Annotated in this window: 15 protein-coding genes and 2 pseudogenes; 9 read left to right on the top strand and 8 right to left on the bottom strand. The window is 60.7% G+C overall.

Annotated elements, in window-relative coordinates; translation table 11 throughout:
* Positions 1 to 217, bottom strand: a pseudogene (locus tag N554_RS41530) (IS30 family transposase); the annotation flags it as partial.
* Between the two features lie 297 nt (positions 218 to 514).
* Here N554_RS41530 and N554_RS0126175 point away from each other — a divergent pair.
* Complete coding sequence (locus N554_RS0126175; RefSeq protein WP_029586205.1) at positions 515 to 1774, top strand: adenylate/guanylate cyclase domain-containing protein; 1260 nt, start codon at positions 515 to 517, stop codon at positions 1772 to 1774.
* Positions 1775 to 1892: 118 nt separating this feature from the next.
* On the opposite strand, the gene N554_RS0126170 is transcribed toward N554_RS0126175, so the two are convergent.
* Positions 1893 to 3110 (bottom strand): multidrug effflux MFS transporter, encoded by a 1218-nt coding sequence (locus tag N554_RS0126170; RefSeq protein ID WP_029586204.1) that lies wholly within the window; start codon positions 3108 to 3110, stop codon positions 1893 to 1895.
* Positions 3111 to 3309: 199 nt separating this feature from the next.
* On the bottom strand, positions 3310 to 4569 hold the full coding sequence (locus tag N554_RS0126165) for an MFS transporter (protein ID WP_029586203.1): 1260 nt from the start codon (positions 4567 to 4569) through the stop codon (positions 3310 to 3312).
* Positions 4570 to 4722: 153 nt separating this feature from the next.
* On the opposite strand from N554_RS0126165, the gene N554_RS0126160 reads away from it, so the two are divergent.
* Positions 4723 to 6105, top strand: coding sequence for an Nramp family divalent metal transporter (locus tag N554_RS0126160; protein WP_029586202.1), 1383 nt, complete (start codon positions 4723 to 4725; stop codon positions 6103 to 6105).
* Positions 6106 to 6315: 210 nt separating this feature from the next.
* On the opposite strand, the gene N554_RS0126155 is transcribed toward N554_RS0126160, so the two are convergent.
* The 3 genes from N554_RS0126155 to hemB all read right to left on the bottom strand — a co-directional run bounded on the left by N554_RS0126155 (position 6316) and on the right by hemB (position 8966).
* Positions 6316 to 7092: an arginyltransferase gene (locus N554_RS0126155; protein WP_029586201.1), complete on the bottom strand. Its 777-nt coding sequence runs from the start codon at positions 7090 to 7092 to the stop codon at positions 6316 to 6318.
* Between the two features lie 79 nt (positions 7093 to 7171).
* On the bottom strand, positions 7172 to 7723 hold the full coding sequence (locus tag N554_RS0126150; RefSeq protein WP_029586200.1) for an RDD family protein: 552 nt from the start codon (positions 7721 to 7723) through the stop codon (positions 7172 to 7174).
* Between the two features lie 181 nt (positions 7724 to 7904).
* The gene (gene hemB, locus N554_RS0126145) at positions 7905 to 8966 is read right to left on the bottom strand and encodes a porphobilinogen synthase (RefSeq protein ID WP_029586199.1); all 1062 of its coding nucleotides are present in this window, start codon (positions 8964 to 8966) and stop codon (positions 7905 to 7907) included.
* A gap of 182 nt (positions 8967 to 9148) precedes the next feature.
* Here hemB and N554_RS0126140 point away from each other — a divergent pair, with 182 nt between their 5' ends.
* From N554_RS0126140 to N554_RS0126115, 5 genes are all read left to right on the top strand, one after another.
* Positions 9149 to 9610 carry a DUF6163 family protein gene (locus tag N554_RS0126140; RefSeq protein ID WP_029586198.1) on the top strand — a complete coding sequence of 154 codons (462 nt, stop codon included), beginning with the start codon at positions 9149 to 9151 and terminating at the stop codon, positions 9608 to 9610.
* 842 nt (positions 9611 to 10452) lie between these two features.
* Entirely contained in the window at positions 10453 to 10968 is a 516-nt protein-coding gene (gene ldtR / locus N554_RS0126130; RefSeq protein ID WP_029586197.1) for a transcriptional regulator LdtR, read from the top strand.
* Positions 10969 to 11156: 188 nt separating this feature from the next.
* On the top strand, positions 11157 to 11378 hold the full coding sequence (locus N554_RS0126125; RefSeq protein WP_029586196.1) for a hypothetical protein: 222 nt from the start codon (positions 11157 to 11159) through the stop codon (positions 11376 to 11378).
* Between the two features lie 38 nt (positions 11379 to 11416).
* On the top strand, positions 11417 to 11638 hold the full coding sequence (locus N554_RS0126120) for a hypothetical protein (protein ID WP_029586195.1): 222 nt from the start codon (positions 11417 to 11419) through the stop codon (positions 11636 to 11638).
* Between the two features lie 48 nt (positions 11639 to 11686).
* Positions 11687 to 12313, top strand: a complete 627-nt coding sequence (locus N554_RS0126115; RefSeq protein WP_029586194.1) for a glutathione S-transferase family protein — start codon at positions 11687 to 11689, stop codon at positions 12311 to 12313.
* 411 nt (positions 12314 to 12724) lie between these two features.
* Here N554_RS0126115 and N554_RS0126105 read toward each other — a convergent pair whose 3' ends face one another.
* Positions 12725 to 13285 carry a TRADD-N-associated membrane domain-containing protein gene (locus N554_RS0126105; protein ID WP_156042114.1) on the bottom strand — a complete coding sequence of 187 codons (561 nt, stop codon included), beginning with the start codon at positions 13283 to 13285 and terminating at the stop codon, positions 12725 to 12727.
* A gap of 199 nt (positions 13286 to 13484) precedes the next feature.
* Here N554_RS0126105 and N554_RS38830 point away from each other — a divergent pair.
* Positions 13485 to 13619 (top strand): annotated as a pseudogene (locus tag N554_RS38830) (NYN domain-containing protein); the annotation flags it as partial.
* 233 nt (positions 13620 to 13852) lie between these two features.
* On the opposite strand, the gene N554_RS0126095 reads toward N554_RS38830, so the two are convergent.
* Positions 13853 to 14782 carry a glycosyltransferase family 2 protein gene (locus N554_RS0126095; RefSeq protein WP_029586192.1) on the bottom strand — a complete coding sequence of 310 codons (930 nt, stop codon included), beginning with the start codon at positions 14780 to 14782 and terminating at the stop codon, positions 13853 to 13855.
* 515 nt (positions 14783 to 15297) lie between these two features.
* Between N554_RS0126095 and N554_RS0126080 the strand changes: the two genes are divergently transcribed.
* Positions 15298 to 15576 carry a DUF6894 family protein gene (locus N554_RS0126080; RefSeq protein ID WP_156042113.1) on the top strand — a complete coding sequence of 93 codons (279 nt, stop codon included), beginning with the start codon at positions 15298 to 15300 and terminating at the stop codon, positions 15574 to 15576.
* Positions 15577 to 15661: the final 85 nt, after the last annotated feature.

Genomic DNA, 15661 nt, shown 5'->3' with positions numbered 1-15661 from the left:
GAGAGATTTCCTCTCGTTCAGAAAGGCCGAGCGCCTGTTTGGCACGGTGCCGATCCGGAGGACGTATGCCACCGGTTGGCGAGATCACAGAGAAGACCGACGAGGACTCCCGGTCAAATCGGCGTCCGATCGAACTCATCGGCTCGCCGGCCTGCCAGCGATCCCAGATCTCAGACCGCTGAGCGGTCGAGTAATAAATGCGACGTCGCTGTTTCATGCCCACACTCCATCTTTGCTAAAAGATTAGAGTGTTGCGCTGACCAATTGAGCCCGCCGTCCAATCGTGTCACTTTGACGTGCGCCGGTCCGGTCTTCCCCAATAGCGGACAATCCAGGCGCCAGTCGGCATGTCTCAAAGGTGGCCACCTTGAGATATGCCAACGAACGCTGAAATGGTCCGCTTGTTTGGATAAATCGGAAGCAATCCCAGTCAGGATGAGGTCACATAGCTACCCGCCGCTCGCTCGATCCCTGCAAGCCTTTCGTCACGCGTGATTACGCGGCATAATATCTTATGGAGCTCACGCCCCGACTGCACCTGATGAACTGGCTGGTTGGTCAGGGCCTGACCGGCCTGCCCGAGAACGATCTTATCCGCGGTTTCTGCGAGCGCTGCCGGGCAGGGGGTCTCGATCTGTCGCGCGGCCTCGTCTTCATTGATACGCTGCATCCGATTTTCGAGGGGCGCGGATTTCGCTGGAACGATACTGAGACCAACGAGAGCGACATCTTCGAGTACGGCTCGACCAGTGAGGGCGAGGCAGCTCAAAACTGGCGGCGCTCGACCTTCTATCACATGCTCGAACACGGCCACGACGAGCTGCAGATCGACCTCGCCGATTGCGCCTCGCTCGATTTCTCGATGATCTCTGACCTCGCTGCGAAAGGTCACCGGCATTTCGTAGCCTTCGTGCATCGGTTCGGCGAAGCCGGAACGCTGGGCCAGATGGATTGCGTCTACTCTTACTGGCTGACCCGACGGCCTGATGGATTCAGTCAGCAGGGCCTGTCGGCGCTGCGCGACCTGGTGCCGGTGCTGGGGTTGGCGATCAAGTCTGCCGCTCAGGTGGATATCGCGAGAACGCTGGGCCGGGTCTATCTCGGGCGCGACGCTTCGGAGCAGGTGCTGCGCGGGCGCATATCGCGCGGCGTGACCGAGCGCATCAACGCCGTGCTGTGGTTTTCCGATCTGCGCGGCTCGACCGCGATCGGCGAAACCATTGGACCTGACGAGATCATTCCGTTTCTCAACGATTACGCGCAAGCCGCCATCGACGCCATCCATGATGCGGACGGCGACGTGCTGAAACTGATCGGCGACGGCGTGCTGGCGATGTTCACCAACCAAGACATCACAGCCGCCAGGCGGGCCGCGCTTCGGGCCGAGCACCGTTTCAGGCGCAACATGATTTCGCTCAACACCCGCCGCTCCGCCGACGGCAGACCGACAACGACGGCCCATGTCGGCCTGCATGTCGGTGAGGTGTTTTACGGTAACATCGGCAGCGAGGACCGGCTCGATTTCACCGCTGTGGGGCCGGCGGTCAATGAGGTCAGCCGCATCGCGTCGATGTGCCGTTCGGTGGATCGCGAACTGCTGGTGTCATCGGATTTTCGAACCGGCCTCGATGCGACCGGCCGCGGCTATCTGGTCTCCACCGGCCGGTTTGCGTTGCGCGGCATCGGCCGGGCGCGGGATCTCTATACGCTCGATCCCGACATTGCCTCGGATGAAGTCGTGACCGGCAGCTACGAGCGTTATCTGGCGAACTAGAGCGTTTTCCAGCGAAAGCCTGCCCCGGACGTGATCCGGGGTGGAGACCGGTTCGCATCAAGAAAATGCGTCAAATCAAGAATCTAGAGTCCGGTTTCGATTCTATCGAAACGAGGCTCTAGTTCGCCTTCACCCGCATCGCATACAGCGCGAGCGCCGCCAGCGAGGCGATCGTCACGACAATGCCAAGCGCGAACATCGCGTCATGCGATACGGTCGCGGCGAGCCAGACCCCGATCGCCGCCCCCGTCATTTGCCAGAAGCCGAGCAGCGCGGACGCCGCACCGGCTTTCTCGCCGAACGGCGAGAGCGCCTGGGCTGTGCCGAGCGGATTGACGATGCCCATGCCGAGCAGAAACACCGACATCGCCGCCAGGAACGGCAGGAAGGTCGGGTTGAAGATCGATACCAGCAGGATGGCGATGCTGCCGGTGGCCGCCGCCGCTAGTCCGCCCCGGATCGAACGATCGAGCCCGAAGCGCGGCGCCAACCGCGTTGCCAGCATTCCGGCGGCGAACACGATCAGGACCGTGCCTGCGAAGAACAGGCCAAGCTCGATCGGCGTGAAGTGCATGCCTTCGATCAAAATGCGCGGCGCTGTCGAAAACATCGAGAACAGTCCGCCCATGATCAGGCTGACGGTTGCCGCCGGCATCAGGAAGCGGCGATCGCCGATGAGACCGAAATAGTTCTTTGCGATCGCGAGCGGATTGAGCGGAATCCGGGTCGAGCGATGGGTTTCGCCGAGCACCACGCCATAGGCTATCGCACCGATCGCCGCGAACACCCCGACAAAGACGAATTCGGAACGCCAGCCGAACGTGTGATCGAGCGCGCCGCCGAGCAACGGCGAGAAACCCGGCGCCGCTGCCATTGCGATCATGATCAGCGCCATCGCGCGCGCCAAGGCTGCGCCGGAGAAGAGATCGCGGGCTATCGCGCGCGACAGCACCGAGGTCGCGCATGCGCCCGCGGCCTGAATAACCCGGCCGATCAGAAGGCTCGGCAGGTCAGTGGCAAGGCCGCACCAGACGCTGCCGACGAAGAACACCGCAAAGCCCGTCAGCACCGGCCAGCGCCGGCCATATCGATCCGATATCGGCCCGACCACCAATTGACCGAGGGCGAAGACGGCGAGAAAAACCGTGATGGCCGACGTGACCGCCGCACTCGACACTTTTAGCGATGCAGCCATCTGCGGCAGCGAAGGTAACAGGATGTTGGTGGCCAGCGTTCCGGTCGCCGCCAGCACAGCGAGCACGGTTATCTGGGGCAGAGTCGAGGAAGCCTGCGCGCACGGCGCCGCGGTGGTCGTCGATACGCTCTGGTCGGCCATGGAAGCTCCCGGTCAATTGATATGATACATATCATTTAAAACGGGAGAGGAAACCTCCAATTGCGGGCTGCGGAGTGTTTACCGTCATGCCCAGCCTTGTGCCGGGCATCCACGCATTGCTTTTAGATACGCAAGAAAGAAAAGACGTGGATGGCCGGGGCAAGCCCGGCCATGACGAAAGGTGTTTGTGTCGTCGCCCTCAGCAGGCCGGCAGCACTTTGGGACCGTCGCCGACCATCTCCGGCTGCTGCGCCAGCGAGACCGCCGGCGACATCAGAATCACCAGCGCCTGCGCGCCGAAGACCGCGACCGCCAGATAGAGGCACGCTTCGGCGCCGTAGAGCCCGCCGACGATGGCGCCGAGCGCGGAGCCGAGCGGCCGCGCGCCATAGCTCATGATGTTGATCGCCGATACCCGGCCGAGCAGCCGCGGCGGCGTCACCGATTGCCGCAATGTCGTGGTGCTGATCACCCACAGGATCGGGCCCACGCCGAGCAGGAAGAAGCTCAGGGCGGCAAGCCACGGCGCCGGAACGAATGTCGTCAGTGCCATGACCGCGGCGGCAACAAAGCCGGTCACCGGACCGAGCCCGATCACGGTGCCGAAGGACAGCCGCCGCATCACCCGCGTCGCCAACAGCGCGCCGACCACCATGCCGACGCCGTACATTCCGAGCGTGAGGCCGACGCCCGTCGCCGATGATCCGAGATGACGCACCGCATAGGGCACGAACACCGCCAGCAGCAGGAAGGAACCGGTGTTGAAGATGACCTGCGTGATGAACACCGGCCGCAGCAGCGGATGATGCAGCACGAAATCAGCGCCTTCCTTGATCTCCTGCAGCGGGTGGCGGCGCGGCGCCGGGGCGCGCGCGGGCTCGTAAATTCCTGACAGCAGCACCACCGCGACCACGGAGAGCGCCGCGGCAAATCCGAAGGCCGGCGCCGCGCCGACCCATCCCACCAGCAGGCCGCCGAGCGCCGGGCCGCTGGCAAATGCGATGGTACGCGCAAGTTCGATCCGCGCGTTGGCCGCAGGCAAGGATTGCGGCGGTACCAGGGACGGCACCAGGGCTGGCGCCGCGACGCTGTAGGCGACCGTTCCGCAAACCGCGACAAAGCCTGAAAGCGCGAGCAGCGGCAGCGTCAGCGAGCCGAGCCAAATCAACACCAGGATAGCGAGTAGGGCGATCGCGCGCAGGGCTTCGGAAGCCGCCATCAGCCAGCGCCGCGAGACGCGGTCGGCAAGCAGGCCTGCCGGAATCGCGAACAGGATGAACGGCAGCGTCAGCGCGGTCTGCAACAGGCCGGTCTGGCCTTCGCCGACGCCGAGCAGCAGCACCGCGACGATCGGGGCGGCCGCCAGTGCGATCTGCTCGGCCGATTGTGCGGCCAGATTGGACCAGGCCAGGCGGTTGAAGGTCGGCGGAAGCTGAAGTGCGTTGTCGGTCGCGGACATGGCTTGATTCCCTTGAATTCCCAATCTGGCGGCATTCTCGGAGCCTTTGGACGCCAAAACCACCCGCTTCCCGACACGCCTTTGGGGAACCGGCGAACCAGATGCAGTTGCAAATGAGTTGCAATAAAAGCAAAGATCGGTCATCCTGCCGAAATGGATGCACGATCTCCCGATTTAGCCCCAGATTCCCTGAAAAAGGACCGGCCGAGTGCCGACGGTTGGCGTGCTGACGCTGCAGCGGGCGTCCAGCGGAGCCTGCCCGAGGTCTACGGGACGATTTCGATCCCCAAAGGCGGCCACTGGTTTCGCCGGCTGCTGGCCTTTGCTGGTCCCGGCTACCTGGTCTCGGTCGGTTACATGGATCCGGGCAACTGGGCGACCGATCTCGCAGGTGGTTCGAAGTTCGGCTACACCCTCTTGTCGGTCATCCTGCTTTCGAACCTTATGGCGATCCTGCTGCAGGCGCTCGCCGCCCGTCTCGGCATCGTCACGGACCGCGATCTCGCCCAGGCGTGTCGCGCCACCTATTCGCGGCCCGTCAACTTTCTGCTCTGGCTGGCGTGCGAGGCCGCGATCATTGCCTGCGATCTCGCGGAAGTCATCGGCACGGCGATTGCCCTAAAACTGCTTTTCGGCATTCCCCTGATCGGCGGGGCGCTGATAACCGCGTTCGACGCCTTCCTGCTGCTGCTGTTGATGAACAAGGGCTTTCGCTTCCTCGAAGCTTTCGTCATCGCGCTTCTGATCGTCATCGCGGTTTGCTTTACGACTCAGATCGCCGCTGCTGCTCCGCCTGTCGCCGCGGTACTGCAGGGTTTCGCGCCGTCTACCGAGATCTTTACCAATCCCGAGATGCTCTACATCGCCATCGGCATCATCGGGGCAACGGTGATGCCTCATAACCTCTACCTGCACTCGTCGATCGTTCAGACCCGCGCCTATGCACGTTCCGACGAAGGCCGTCGCGATGCGATCAAATGGGCCACGACCGACTCTACCATCGCCCTCATGATGGCCTTGTTCATCAATGCCGCGATTCTCATCGTCGCGGCCGCGACATTCCATACCAGCGGCCATGCCGACGTGGCTGAAATCGGCCAGGCTTTCGAGCTTTTGTCACCGCTGCTGGGTCTCGGTATTGCGTCGACGCTGTTCGCCGTTGCGCTGCTCGCGTCCGGCCTCAACTCGACCGTGACCGCGACGCTCGCAGGCCAGATCGTCATGGAAGGCTTCCTTCACCTGCGGCTTCCAAGCTGGGCGCGGCGACTTCTCACCCGCGGCATCGCCATTGTCCCGGTCATTATCGTCACCGCGCTGTACGGTGAGCGCGGCACCGGACAGCTGCTTGTCTTCAGTCAGGTGGTGCTGTCGATGCAACTGCCGTTCGCCGTCATTCCGCTGGTGCGCTTCGTCTCCGACCGCCGCAAGATGGGCAATTTTGTCATATCCCGTCCGGTCGCCGTCGCGGCCTGGATTGTGGCCGGCATCATCGTGATTTTGAACCTGAAGTTGCTGTTCGATACTCTCGTCGGCTGAGCCTTCAATGACGGGGTGATGCGCGAAGGCCGCGCCACACAGCTGTCATCGCCCGCGCCACACGGTCGTCGTCGCCCGGCTTGACCGGGCGATCCAGTATTCCAGAGACGCTGGTGATTAATCGAGAGGCCGCGGCGTACTGGGTACCCCGCTTTCGCGGGGTATGACGGAACGGATGAGGGCGGAGCTGCGCCGTGCGCTCCACTTAGCCTAATCCTGCGGCTCGGACAGCGCTTCGCCTGAAACATCGACACGCAGCCAGCCTGACGGGGCAAGGCGCTGCTGCGGCAGGAAGCGGCCCTTGTAGTCCATCTTCTTTGAGCCTTCGATCCAGTAGCCGAGATAGACGTAAGGCAGACCCTGCCGTCTCGCGCGGGTGATGTGGTCGAGGATCATGAAGGTGCCGAGCGATCGGCTTTCCTCTGACGGTTCGAAGAACGAATACACCATCGACAGCCCGTCGCTGAGCACGTCGGTCAGCGCGACGGCGAGCAGTTCCTGGCCGCGGCCGGTAATGCCGCTGTCCACGCCGCGGCGGCGATATTCGACGATGCGGGTTTCGACGTGGCTGTCCTCCACCATCATCGCGTAGTCGAGCACCGTCATATCAGCCATGCCGCCATGGCGGTGCCGCTGGTCGAGATAGGCGCGGAACACCGAATATTGTTCCGAGGTCGGCACGGCGCTGCGCTGCTCGCCGACGATGTCGGTGTTGCGGGCGAGAATCTTTCTAAAATTGCGCGAGGGCCGGAACTCGTTGGCGATGACCCGAACCGAAACGCAGGCGCGGCACTGGTCGCAGGCCGGACGATAGGCGATCGACTGACTGCGCCGGAAGCCGCCATGGGTCAGGAGATCGTTGAGCTCGCCCGCCTTGTCACCGACCAGATGCGTGAACACCTTGCGCTCATGGCGGCCCGGCAGATAGGGGCAGGGCGACGGAGCGGTCAGGTAGAATTGCGGGGTGTCACGCGAATGCTGGGTCACGGGATATCGTCAGGGCCTCCGAAGCAGCAGCCAACAGCATCGCGCCGCGGAGGCCAGCGGTCAATCGGTTTGGCCGGAATCAACGCGCCGGCTGCGCTATCTCGGTGCGGACGGAACTGTTGATAACCACGGTTCCCAGGACGAAATCGTGCAACAGGCGCCGGCGGCCGTTGAACAAGCCGATCAACAGCACGAACGGTGTCAGCACCGATACCGAAATCCAGAACAGCACGGCATGCATCGCGCCCAGCACAAAATAGCTCGGCGCGCCGTACCAGGTGCGCAACTCCAGATCCATTGCCCGCATGCCCATGGTCGCCGAATGCGGCCCGCCCAGCGTCGCGCCGTAATAGATCAGCGCCCAGATCACCGATGCCGGCGACACCAGCCAGAATAGCGCCCAGCCGAGGCCCAGCGTGACCACGCCGAACACGGCGATGAATATGCAGGCCAGGATGATGGGGATTGAAAGCACCACGAGGTCGATCAAAAAAGCGAACACCCGCCGCGTCAGCACGCCGCGAAACAGTTCCGGCTGCGCCCAGGGATCGAAAGCATGCGGCTGAAAATTCGCTCCACCGCCGCCACCCCAGGCGTTGCCACCAAAGTTACCCGAGCCGCTGTCAAACATGGGTCAGTCCTCCCGGCTGTGCCGTCATCTTGCAGCACATGGGAACCGGCAGCGTACTTGCAAGACCTCGCCGAATTGCGAAACCGCGATATTCCACGGAGGTGACATCCAGGCTCCGCGCGAGCCAGGACGACGAGGAGTTGAGTCCGATAGCACCATCAAACGCAAAAGGGGGATTGCCTCAGCTCTCCGCCTTCAGCTTTTCCGCGGCCTGCGGCGCGAAGTAGGTGAGGATCCCGTCGGCGCCGGCGCGCTTGAACGCCAAAAGGCTTTCCATCATCGCCCGCTCGCCATCGATCCAGCCGTTACCGGCGGCGGCCGCGATCATCGCGTACTCGCCGGACACCTGATAGACGAAGGTCGGCATCGCAAAGGTATCTTTGACCCGCCGCAGAATGTCGAGATAGGGCATCCCCGGCTTCACCATCACCATGTCGGCGCCCTCGGCGATGTCGAGCTCGACCTCGCGCAGGGCCTCGTCGGAATTGGCGCTGTCCATCTGGTAGGTGCGCTTGTCGCCGGTCAGCGTCGTCGCCGAACCGATGGCGTCGCGGAACGGGCCGTAGAAGGCGGAGGCATATTTCGCCGCATACGACATGATCTGCACGTCAAGAAATCCGGCCGCATCGAGCGCCTCGCGGATCGCGCCGACGCGGCCGTCCATCATGTCTGACGGCGCGATGATGTCGCAGCCGGCTTCGGCCTGCACCAGCGCCTGGCGCTCCAATACCGCGACCGTCTCGTCGTTGAGAATCCTGCCGTCTTCAATCAGGCCGTCATGGCCGTGGCTGGTGAAGGGATCGAGCGCCACGTCGCAGAGCACGCCGAGACCGGGAAACTCCTTCTTGATCGCGCGCACCGATTTGCACACGAGATTGTCGGGATTGGTCGCCTCCGAGCCGTGCTCGTCGCGCAGCGACGGTTCGGTATAGGGAAACAGCGCGATGCAGGGGATGTTGAGCTTCACCGCGCGCTCGGCATCGCGCACCGCCTGATCGACGCTGAGCCGGTCGATGCCCGGCATCGAGGCCACGGCGGCGCGCTGGTTGTGGCCCTCGACCACGAACAGCGGCCAGATCAGATCGTTTGTGGTGAGGACATTCTCCCTCACCAGCCGGCGCGCCCATTCCGCCTTCCGATTGCGGCGCGGCCGCACCGTCAGATCGAGGTTGTGGGAGGCGAGGGCGGTCTCCCGCCGCGGCGCGTCGCGCATTTCGATCGGACGCCCGAATTTGATCGCCATTTGATTGTCTCTCCTGAGGCGGCAAGCCGATTTTGATCGGTTCCAATCTTAGCACCTCGGATTGCTTCCGTCACCGCAGCCCTGACCTGCCGCAAACCACACCTGCGCGATTGATTTTGCGGCGGCGAGAGGCCATGACTCCGGACAGGAAGGTAAATCCCCGTTCATGAACAGCTTTTCGCATGTCTGAAACCCCATCGCGCGACCAGCCGCGGGACCATGCCATGTCGGTGGCGGCGATCTCGTCCGAACGGATCGAATCTGACGATAATGTGTGGACCCGCCGGCTGGTGCTTTTCCTGCGCATCATGGCCGTCATTTCCGTTGCCAAGGGTCTCTACCACTGGGCGCAGGTCACAGGCTTCATCGGCGGCGAAGAAGATGCTTTCGAGAACCAGCCGATGGCGTGGCAAACCGCCACGGTTTATTTCGCAGTGATCGAACTCGTCGCGGCCGTCGGATTGTGGCTGGCGACGCCCTGGGGTGCGGTGGTGTGGCTGACCACCGTGGTGTCGATGGCCGTCATCGAACTGATGTTTCCAGGAATCTACGGAGGCAGCCTGACGGTCGTGGGTCTGGAAGCCATGATGCTCGCGGCCTATCTCGCGCTGGCGTGGATGGCGGCGCGCGAACGGCCGCCATAAAAAGCGTTTTCAAGCGAAGTGGGTACCGGTTCGCGTGAAGAAAACGCGTCAAAAATCATACAAAGCGTTTTCAAGCGAAGTAGGTATCGGTTCGCGTCAAGAAAACGCGCCAAAAAAATAAAGTCCGGGCCACTTCCTCTGACGTGCGCGAAAAACTCGCGCGCCGTCCAAGAGGTTGTGAATATATCTCCGACCTCATCCCCTGCGTAACGGCTTCGCCGTTCTCGCTGGAGGAGCCCGCCCTTGCGCGCGTCTCCGACCTCATCGTGAGGGGCGCGCCCTTGCGCGCATCTCGAAGGATGGCCGCGGGTCCGTGCGTTGCGTCCATCCTTCGAGACACTTGCGGAGTTTATCATCGGGCCGCGCTTCGCGCGGACCCCGGTGGCAAGCCCCTCAGGATGAGGTCAGTATCCTTCACACGCTCCAAGTCGGATGTTGCCGACTTCGACGACAATGTTTGCCGAACTCGGGCAGACCCGAATGCGGATAATGGTGAATCCGAGTTCGGGTGCATAAAATTTTCCGAAATTTTTGGGTAACGTTTCAGTCACGGTAAACGCTGCGGTCATACCTGTTACGCGGACGTTTCGAATTCGAACGATGCTGTTCCCATATGCGACAGACCGTGCAGACGAAGCGTGAACAGGAGCGGCGCACCGTCAATGAAAGGTTGCGAAAAGCCCTTTGTTCATGGGCTTAATCCACCATTCACTGTCTTAAATTCATGATCTCTTTATTGTCTTATTTAAGCGGATCTTCAACCGGCCCCCTTAAGGTGAAGCTATCAGACGGGACAAAAGTTTCGTCGAATAAGTCGATAAAACGACAACAGGGGAAGTGTTATGATCAAAGCCGTTGCAACGGCGGTGGAAACCGCTGATCGGGCTGCCGGCCAGACGCCGGTGCAGCCGCTCTATCTCGAAGCGTTGACTTTGGTCGAGCGGCTGCATCGCCGCCTGCTCGACGTCATCAAGGATGAATTCGATCGCCGCGGCCGCGCCGATATCAATTCGGTGCAGGCGCTTCTGCTCTACAACATCGGCGACAAGGAACTGACCGCGGGCGAGCTGCGCACGCGCGGCTATTACCTCGGCTCCAACGTCTCCTACAATCTGAAGAAGCTGGTCGAACTCGGCTTCCTCGATCACCAGCGCTCGCGGGTCGATCGCCGCTCGGTCCGCATCCGCCTCACCGCGCAGGGCCAGGAAATCCGCCGCATCGTCGAGGCGCTGTATCAGAAGCACGTCAAGACCGTGGAGCAGGTCGGCGGCATCTCGAACGAGGAATTCGCGACCCTGAACAAGTCGCTGCATCGGCTCGAGCGGTTCTGGACCGACCAGATCCTCTATCGGCTCTGAGATTTTTCGGCTAAGCCGGCAATCCAACAAGACCGGCAGCCACCAATATACCAGAGACTTCCCCCCAAGCGCATCGGCCCGGGTTTCCGGGCCGGTGCGTTTTGTTTTTGTTGGCAACAAAACTCATTTAGGAAATGGAACTTTCGCCGCTGCCGCGCTTTATCACCACGTATCGGAGGACCGACGTGATGCTGGTCGAGCGTGGATTGTGGGTCAACAACGCCGAGGCGGTGGGCGACGCCTATTCGATCGCCGCGAACTATCTTGCGAAGACCGGCGCGATCGGCAACACCGTTGTCACCAACGACCGGCTGCTTCAGATCATCGTGGCGATGTTTCAGTGCGGCGAATTCAACAAGATCAGGCTCGCCAACAAGGCGATCGCCCAATTCGAAGCCGAACTCGTTTGAACGATAGCTCACCTGGCCGACACGGCCGAGAGGATTCCATGGAAGCCGCCATCGATCGCATCATGCAGACCTATGATCTCCTGAAGAACCGCTCCGCCGCCGCCAGCGCAGAGGCGCGCGCCAAGTTGACGGAATACATCACCACGCTGTTCGAGGCCGGCGAAAAAGATCCGCATCGCCTGACGGTGTGCGGACTGACCTATTTGCGCGAGCTCGACGGCAGCAACGATCCGGTGAAGGCCGGGTTTACGGGGCTTTGAGGAAACGGTATTTGCGAGGACGCACCGCGCCGGGCTCAGTTACTAGCCATGCTCACCCTGCATCACCTCAATGATTCCCGCTCGCAGCGGATTTTGTGGCTGCTGGAGGAGCTCGGCACGCCCTATGAGATGCAATGCTATCAGCGCGACCCGCAGACGCGGCTGGCGCCGCCGGAGTTGGAGGCCGTGCATCCGCTCGGCAAGGCGCCGGTTATTACAGATGGCGATCTCACCCTCGCGGAATCAGGCGCCGTCGTCGATTACATTATCCGTCGGTATGGAAAGGGCACGATGATGCCGGCTACCGGCGACGCCGATTACGAGGCCTATAACGAGTGGCTGCATTATTCGGAAGGCTCGGCGATGCTGCCGCTGATGCTGAACCTCTATGTGAGCAGGCTGAAAGAGGCGGGCGCGCCGCTGCATCCGCGCATCGACAGCGAGATGGCTAATCACCTCGGCTATGTCGATAGCGCGCTGAAGGGTCGTGAATTCTTCGTCGGCCAATCGCTGACCGGCGCCGATATCCAGATGAGTTTTGTCGGCGACATGGCGAAAGTGTTCGGCAAGCTCGGGCCGTATCCGAACTTGAGCGCGTGGCTGTCGCGGATGCACGCGCGGCCGGCGTTTCAGCGCTCGATCGAGAAGGGCGGGGCGTACAGGTACGCGAAGTAGCGGACGCAACCTACGACGTTGTCCCAGCGAATGTCGGGACGCACACGCTGATGTTAAGAAAGCCGGCTGGCCCCGGAGTTAGGGCGCGTACTCAGAGATCGAGCTTGATTGGTGCGGCTTACTCGATGTCCGCGCCAGCGATCAAATTCTGCAGCGCAGCGAAATGACGCCTTATGCCATTAGCCGACCTTGCACCATAGAGCACGATCGCGCCGCACCAGTCGCTCACATGCATCGCTCACGCCGTCTTTCGCACGATCGGGTAGCTTTTTAGCAGCGCCTTCGCTCCTTGAGGGCAGTGCGTCGCTCGAAGTTGAGGTCTGCGCCGAAGCGGACACGGACGCGAGGGGAAGCAACAGAGCGCGAAATTTCCCCTGTCATGGCCTTGGCAATTTGAGCTCCGAGCAGAAATCAAGAATTCTGCACTACCTGAGGACGGGATATTTCCTGAATCAATGCAGCCCGAGCCTTATTGCGATCATTTCCGTCAAGGGCCTCGCAGAGGCTATTGGCCAGAAGGTAACCCTGCAAGACTTCTAGCCTGCTATGAAAGCTGCTGAGCTGCGCTGTTGTCTTGCCATAAAGAACGAAAACAATACCCGCTACGATTTCGACCGTGGCGCCGGAGAGGAACAAAATTAGGGCCGCCAAAGCCATTCCAGTTGCTAGCGCAAACGCAACTGCTGCGAAAAAGAAGATCAGTCCAACTCCCGAACCCACCAATGCCCAAAAGAAGATGCGGCGTGATTGCGCCAGCGCGATTTGGTGATATCCGGCCAGCAACTCCAGCTGTGAAGCAGCAATCAGTTGAACGTTTGCCGGATCAGCCGTCCCGATCCGCTGAATAGAGTCGCGTATAATACCGCTTTCAATGTTGTTGACCGCGATGTTGCCCCAGAGCTCGCTCAAGATTGTTCCAACCCGGGGAAATTCGATCCGGTGCGCGGCCTCTTTTTCCGGCTGGCTTTCCATGGCTACAAACTCCGGCTTCGGCTGGTGGCAGAGCATACATGACACCGGCAAAGGCAAGATAGAGTGTGGCGGTGAATACTTGATGGACACGTTTGGGATCGATCCCCGGTCAGGGTTCACAACTCAAGAATTACGCACCAGAATTTTGGCCCCCGATTCCAACGGTTTAGCCCGCGCAGAAATTTAGGTGCTAATCGCCCAGAGCCGTGGGACGCTGCTGCGCGCATCCCATTGTACCGCGATCGTTGAAGATCTGGAATATTCGTCGATCAGGCCGTTGATCGACTGGCTCGATAACAACGGCTACACCGTCGTCAGCAAGGCGACCAAGGAATGCCGCTACCAATAGGTCTCCGGCATAAGCGCGCGGTGATTGCGGTTCTTACCGCGTACCGCGTTGGCGCAGGGTGGCGATCATCGAGCTGTGTCGCCGGGTCGGCTGAAAGAGTCTTCACCGGCTGCGGCATCAGATCCGGCTGCGGCATCGGATAGAGCGTCATGCCATAGCGCCCAGTCACGGCACAGCCTCCTGCGCCGCTCGGCGATTGATGACTTACCTTCGATCCATCATTGCCGTAAACGTCGTATTGGAAAGCTGCACAAATAAAGAAAAAGCGATGGGTCTTTGGACATCGCCCAAACCCATGCTTTAGCTCCGGGCCAGTAAGCGCCGCTGTGTATTAATCTCGCTCCCCAATTGTAGGTGTGCCACGCTAGAGCTTCTTGCTTCAACTTGTGATGATGAGCGCCCGTCTTATGCTGCACGCAGCGGTGAGAATAGATCGTCTCAATCGCAGCTAAACCGGGATCCTGCGCATCGCGCGAAACGGGAGCGCCCGTTGCAGATTGCGTATGGCGACGATATCGGACTGCGAGGACAGGGCAATAAATGAAACGGCCCAGGCAAGCCAAACGACACCACAGCTCCCAATCTTCGCCGACCGTCAAGTTCTCGTTCCAAAGACCTACAGTTTCGATTGCCTCGCGCCGGACAACTGCGGATCCCATCCGTATGAAGTTCTTCTTAAAAATCAGAGGAACAACAGCGTCGTTCTCCGGACAAGCCCCTTTTGATGGTAGAGACCGCTTTGATGGGAGAGACCGCGGGAATTTATCGGCGCCCCCTTCGAATAGACGCCTTGCACCGTACACCAACACGGCATCTGGATTGGCCGCCAGCGCAACTAGGAGCGAGCGCCAGTTCTCAACTATCGGTATGTCGTCAGCGTCGACGGGCAGAATAAATTTGCCACGAGAGTGTTTGAATCCCGCATTTCGTGCAGCCGACACACCACGGTGACGCTCTCTTAGGATTTTGAGCCGGGTGTCCGTGAAGGAAGCGAGCACGACGTCCACACCGTCGGTAGAGCCATCATCGACGACAATGACCTCCATCGCCGGATCTTGAAGGCTAAGGATAGCACACAGGCACTGACCGATGTACTTCTCCATGTTGTAAACCGGCACGATGACCGAAAGCAGCGGACGTTCAGTCACGCACGATCAATCTTGTGAATTTCCGATCTTGCATGTAGTCCCTCCACGAGTCACCGTGACCTTCCCACAGGGTCGGCGGCTTGATTTGACTTTCGTCAATATTTCCGTCCTCATTTTTTAAGTTCACTTTGTACATAGAAGCGGAACGATTGCTCGTTTCCCGCGTGAACTATGGCCGGTGTTTGTTTCGGCGTAAGGGAGCCAATAAATGGACATGGACACGGCAAGACACTGCCGGGATCAAGCGGCAGAATGCCTTCGTTTGATGAGCTTGGCGCGGAGCGAGGCTGAGGCCAGGGCCCTGCAAAGTCTTTCCCAAAGCTGGGTCAGAATCGCCAATCAAACCGAGCGATACGCCCTGATGACAAAAGGCAAGACGAATGTGCAGAGCGTCGCCAGGCCGGACTCAATCAATTTGCGATCGAGTTGCTGAATCGCAACTTTCTGACTGCTAGCAGGTGGAAGCTATTGCGGTGAACATGCGCCGGTCGTCTTCGTCGGCGAAGGAGATCGCAATGGCAAAGTTTTACATCCATTTGCGGAACCGCGATAAAATTGCCGAAGACGACGTAGGCATTGATTTGCCGACCCTGGCACAAGCCCGCGAAGCGGCATTGCTTTCTCTTCGGGAGCTGTTGGCCGAAAACATACATGCAGATTCCAAGGCACCGGTGGAGGCTGCCATAATCACCGACGAAAGCGGGCGGGAGCTTATGGTGATTCCCGCGCAAGATGTGTTGCCGGAGCCGTTGAAGAAGTATGCCACCTGCGCGACGCTGGGGCGCCTTCGCTAAACCGCCGCAGTAGATTGGCCAGCACCACCCCGCGCTCACTATGCTGCGATGTTAACGCCTGTAAGGGATTGGCAAGTTCGGGCCG

The organism is Bradyrhizobium sp. URHD0069, assembly GCF_000701345.1.
Taxonomy (GTDB): domain Bacteria; phylum Pseudomonadota; class Alphaproteobacteria; order Rhizobiales; family Xanthobacteraceae; genus Bradyrhizobium.
This window is presented reverse-complemented; position numbering and strand designations above follow the sequence as displayed.

Excerpts from the sequence above, each read along its gene's own strand:
- N554_RS0126175 (WP_029586205.1), top strand. The coding sequence starts at position 515 with ATGGAGCTCACGCCCCGACTGCACCTGATGAACTGGCTGGTTGGTCAG.
- N554_RS0126170 (WP_029586204.1), bottom strand. The coding sequence starts at position 3,110 with ATGGCCGACCAGAGCGTATCGACGACCACCGCGGCGCCGTGCGCGCAG.
- N554_RS0126165 (WP_029586203.1), bottom strand. The coding sequence starts at position 4,569 with ATGTCCGCGACCGACAACGCACTTCAGCTTCCGCCGACCTTCAACCGC.
- N554_RS0126160 (WP_029586202.1), top strand. The coding sequence starts at position 4,723 with ATGGATGCACGATCTCCCGATTTAGCCCCAGATTCCCTGAAAAAGGAC.
- N554_RS0126150 (WP_029586200.1), bottom strand. The coding sequence starts at position 7,723 with ATGTTTGACAGCGGCTCGGGTAACTTTGGTGGCAACGCCTGGGGTGGC.
- hemB (WP_029586199.1), bottom strand. The coding sequence starts at position 8,966 with ATGGCGATCAAATTCGGGCGTCCGATCGAAATGCGCGACGCGCCGCGG.
- N554_RS0126140 (WP_029586198.1), top strand. The coding sequence starts at position 9,149 with ATGTCTGAAACCCCATCGCGCGACCAGCCGCGGGACCATGCCATGTCG.
- ldtR (WP_029586197.1), top strand. The coding sequence starts at position 10,453 with ATGATCAAAGCCGTTGCAACGGCGGTGGAAACCGCTGATCGGGCTGCC.
- N554_RS0126125 (WP_029586196.1), top strand. The coding sequence starts at position 11,157 with ATGCTGGTCGAGCGTGGATTGTGGGTCAACAACGCCGAGGCGGTGGGC.
- N554_RS0126120 (WP_029586195.1), top strand. The coding sequence starts at position 11,417 with ATGGAAGCCGCCATCGATCGCATCATGCAGACCTATGATCTCCTGAAG.
- N554_RS0126115 (WP_029586194.1), top strand. The coding sequence starts at position 11,687 with ATGCTCACCCTGCATCACCTCAATGATTCCCGCTCGCAGCGGATTTTG.
- N554_RS0126105 (WP_156042114.1), bottom strand. The coding sequence starts at position 13,285 with ATGGAAAGCCAGCCGGAAAAAGAGGCCGCGCACCGGATCGAATTTCCC.
- N554_RS0126080 (WP_156042113.1), top strand. The coding sequence starts at position 15,298 with ATGGCAAAGTTTTACATCCATTTGCGGAACCGCGATAAAATTGCCGAA.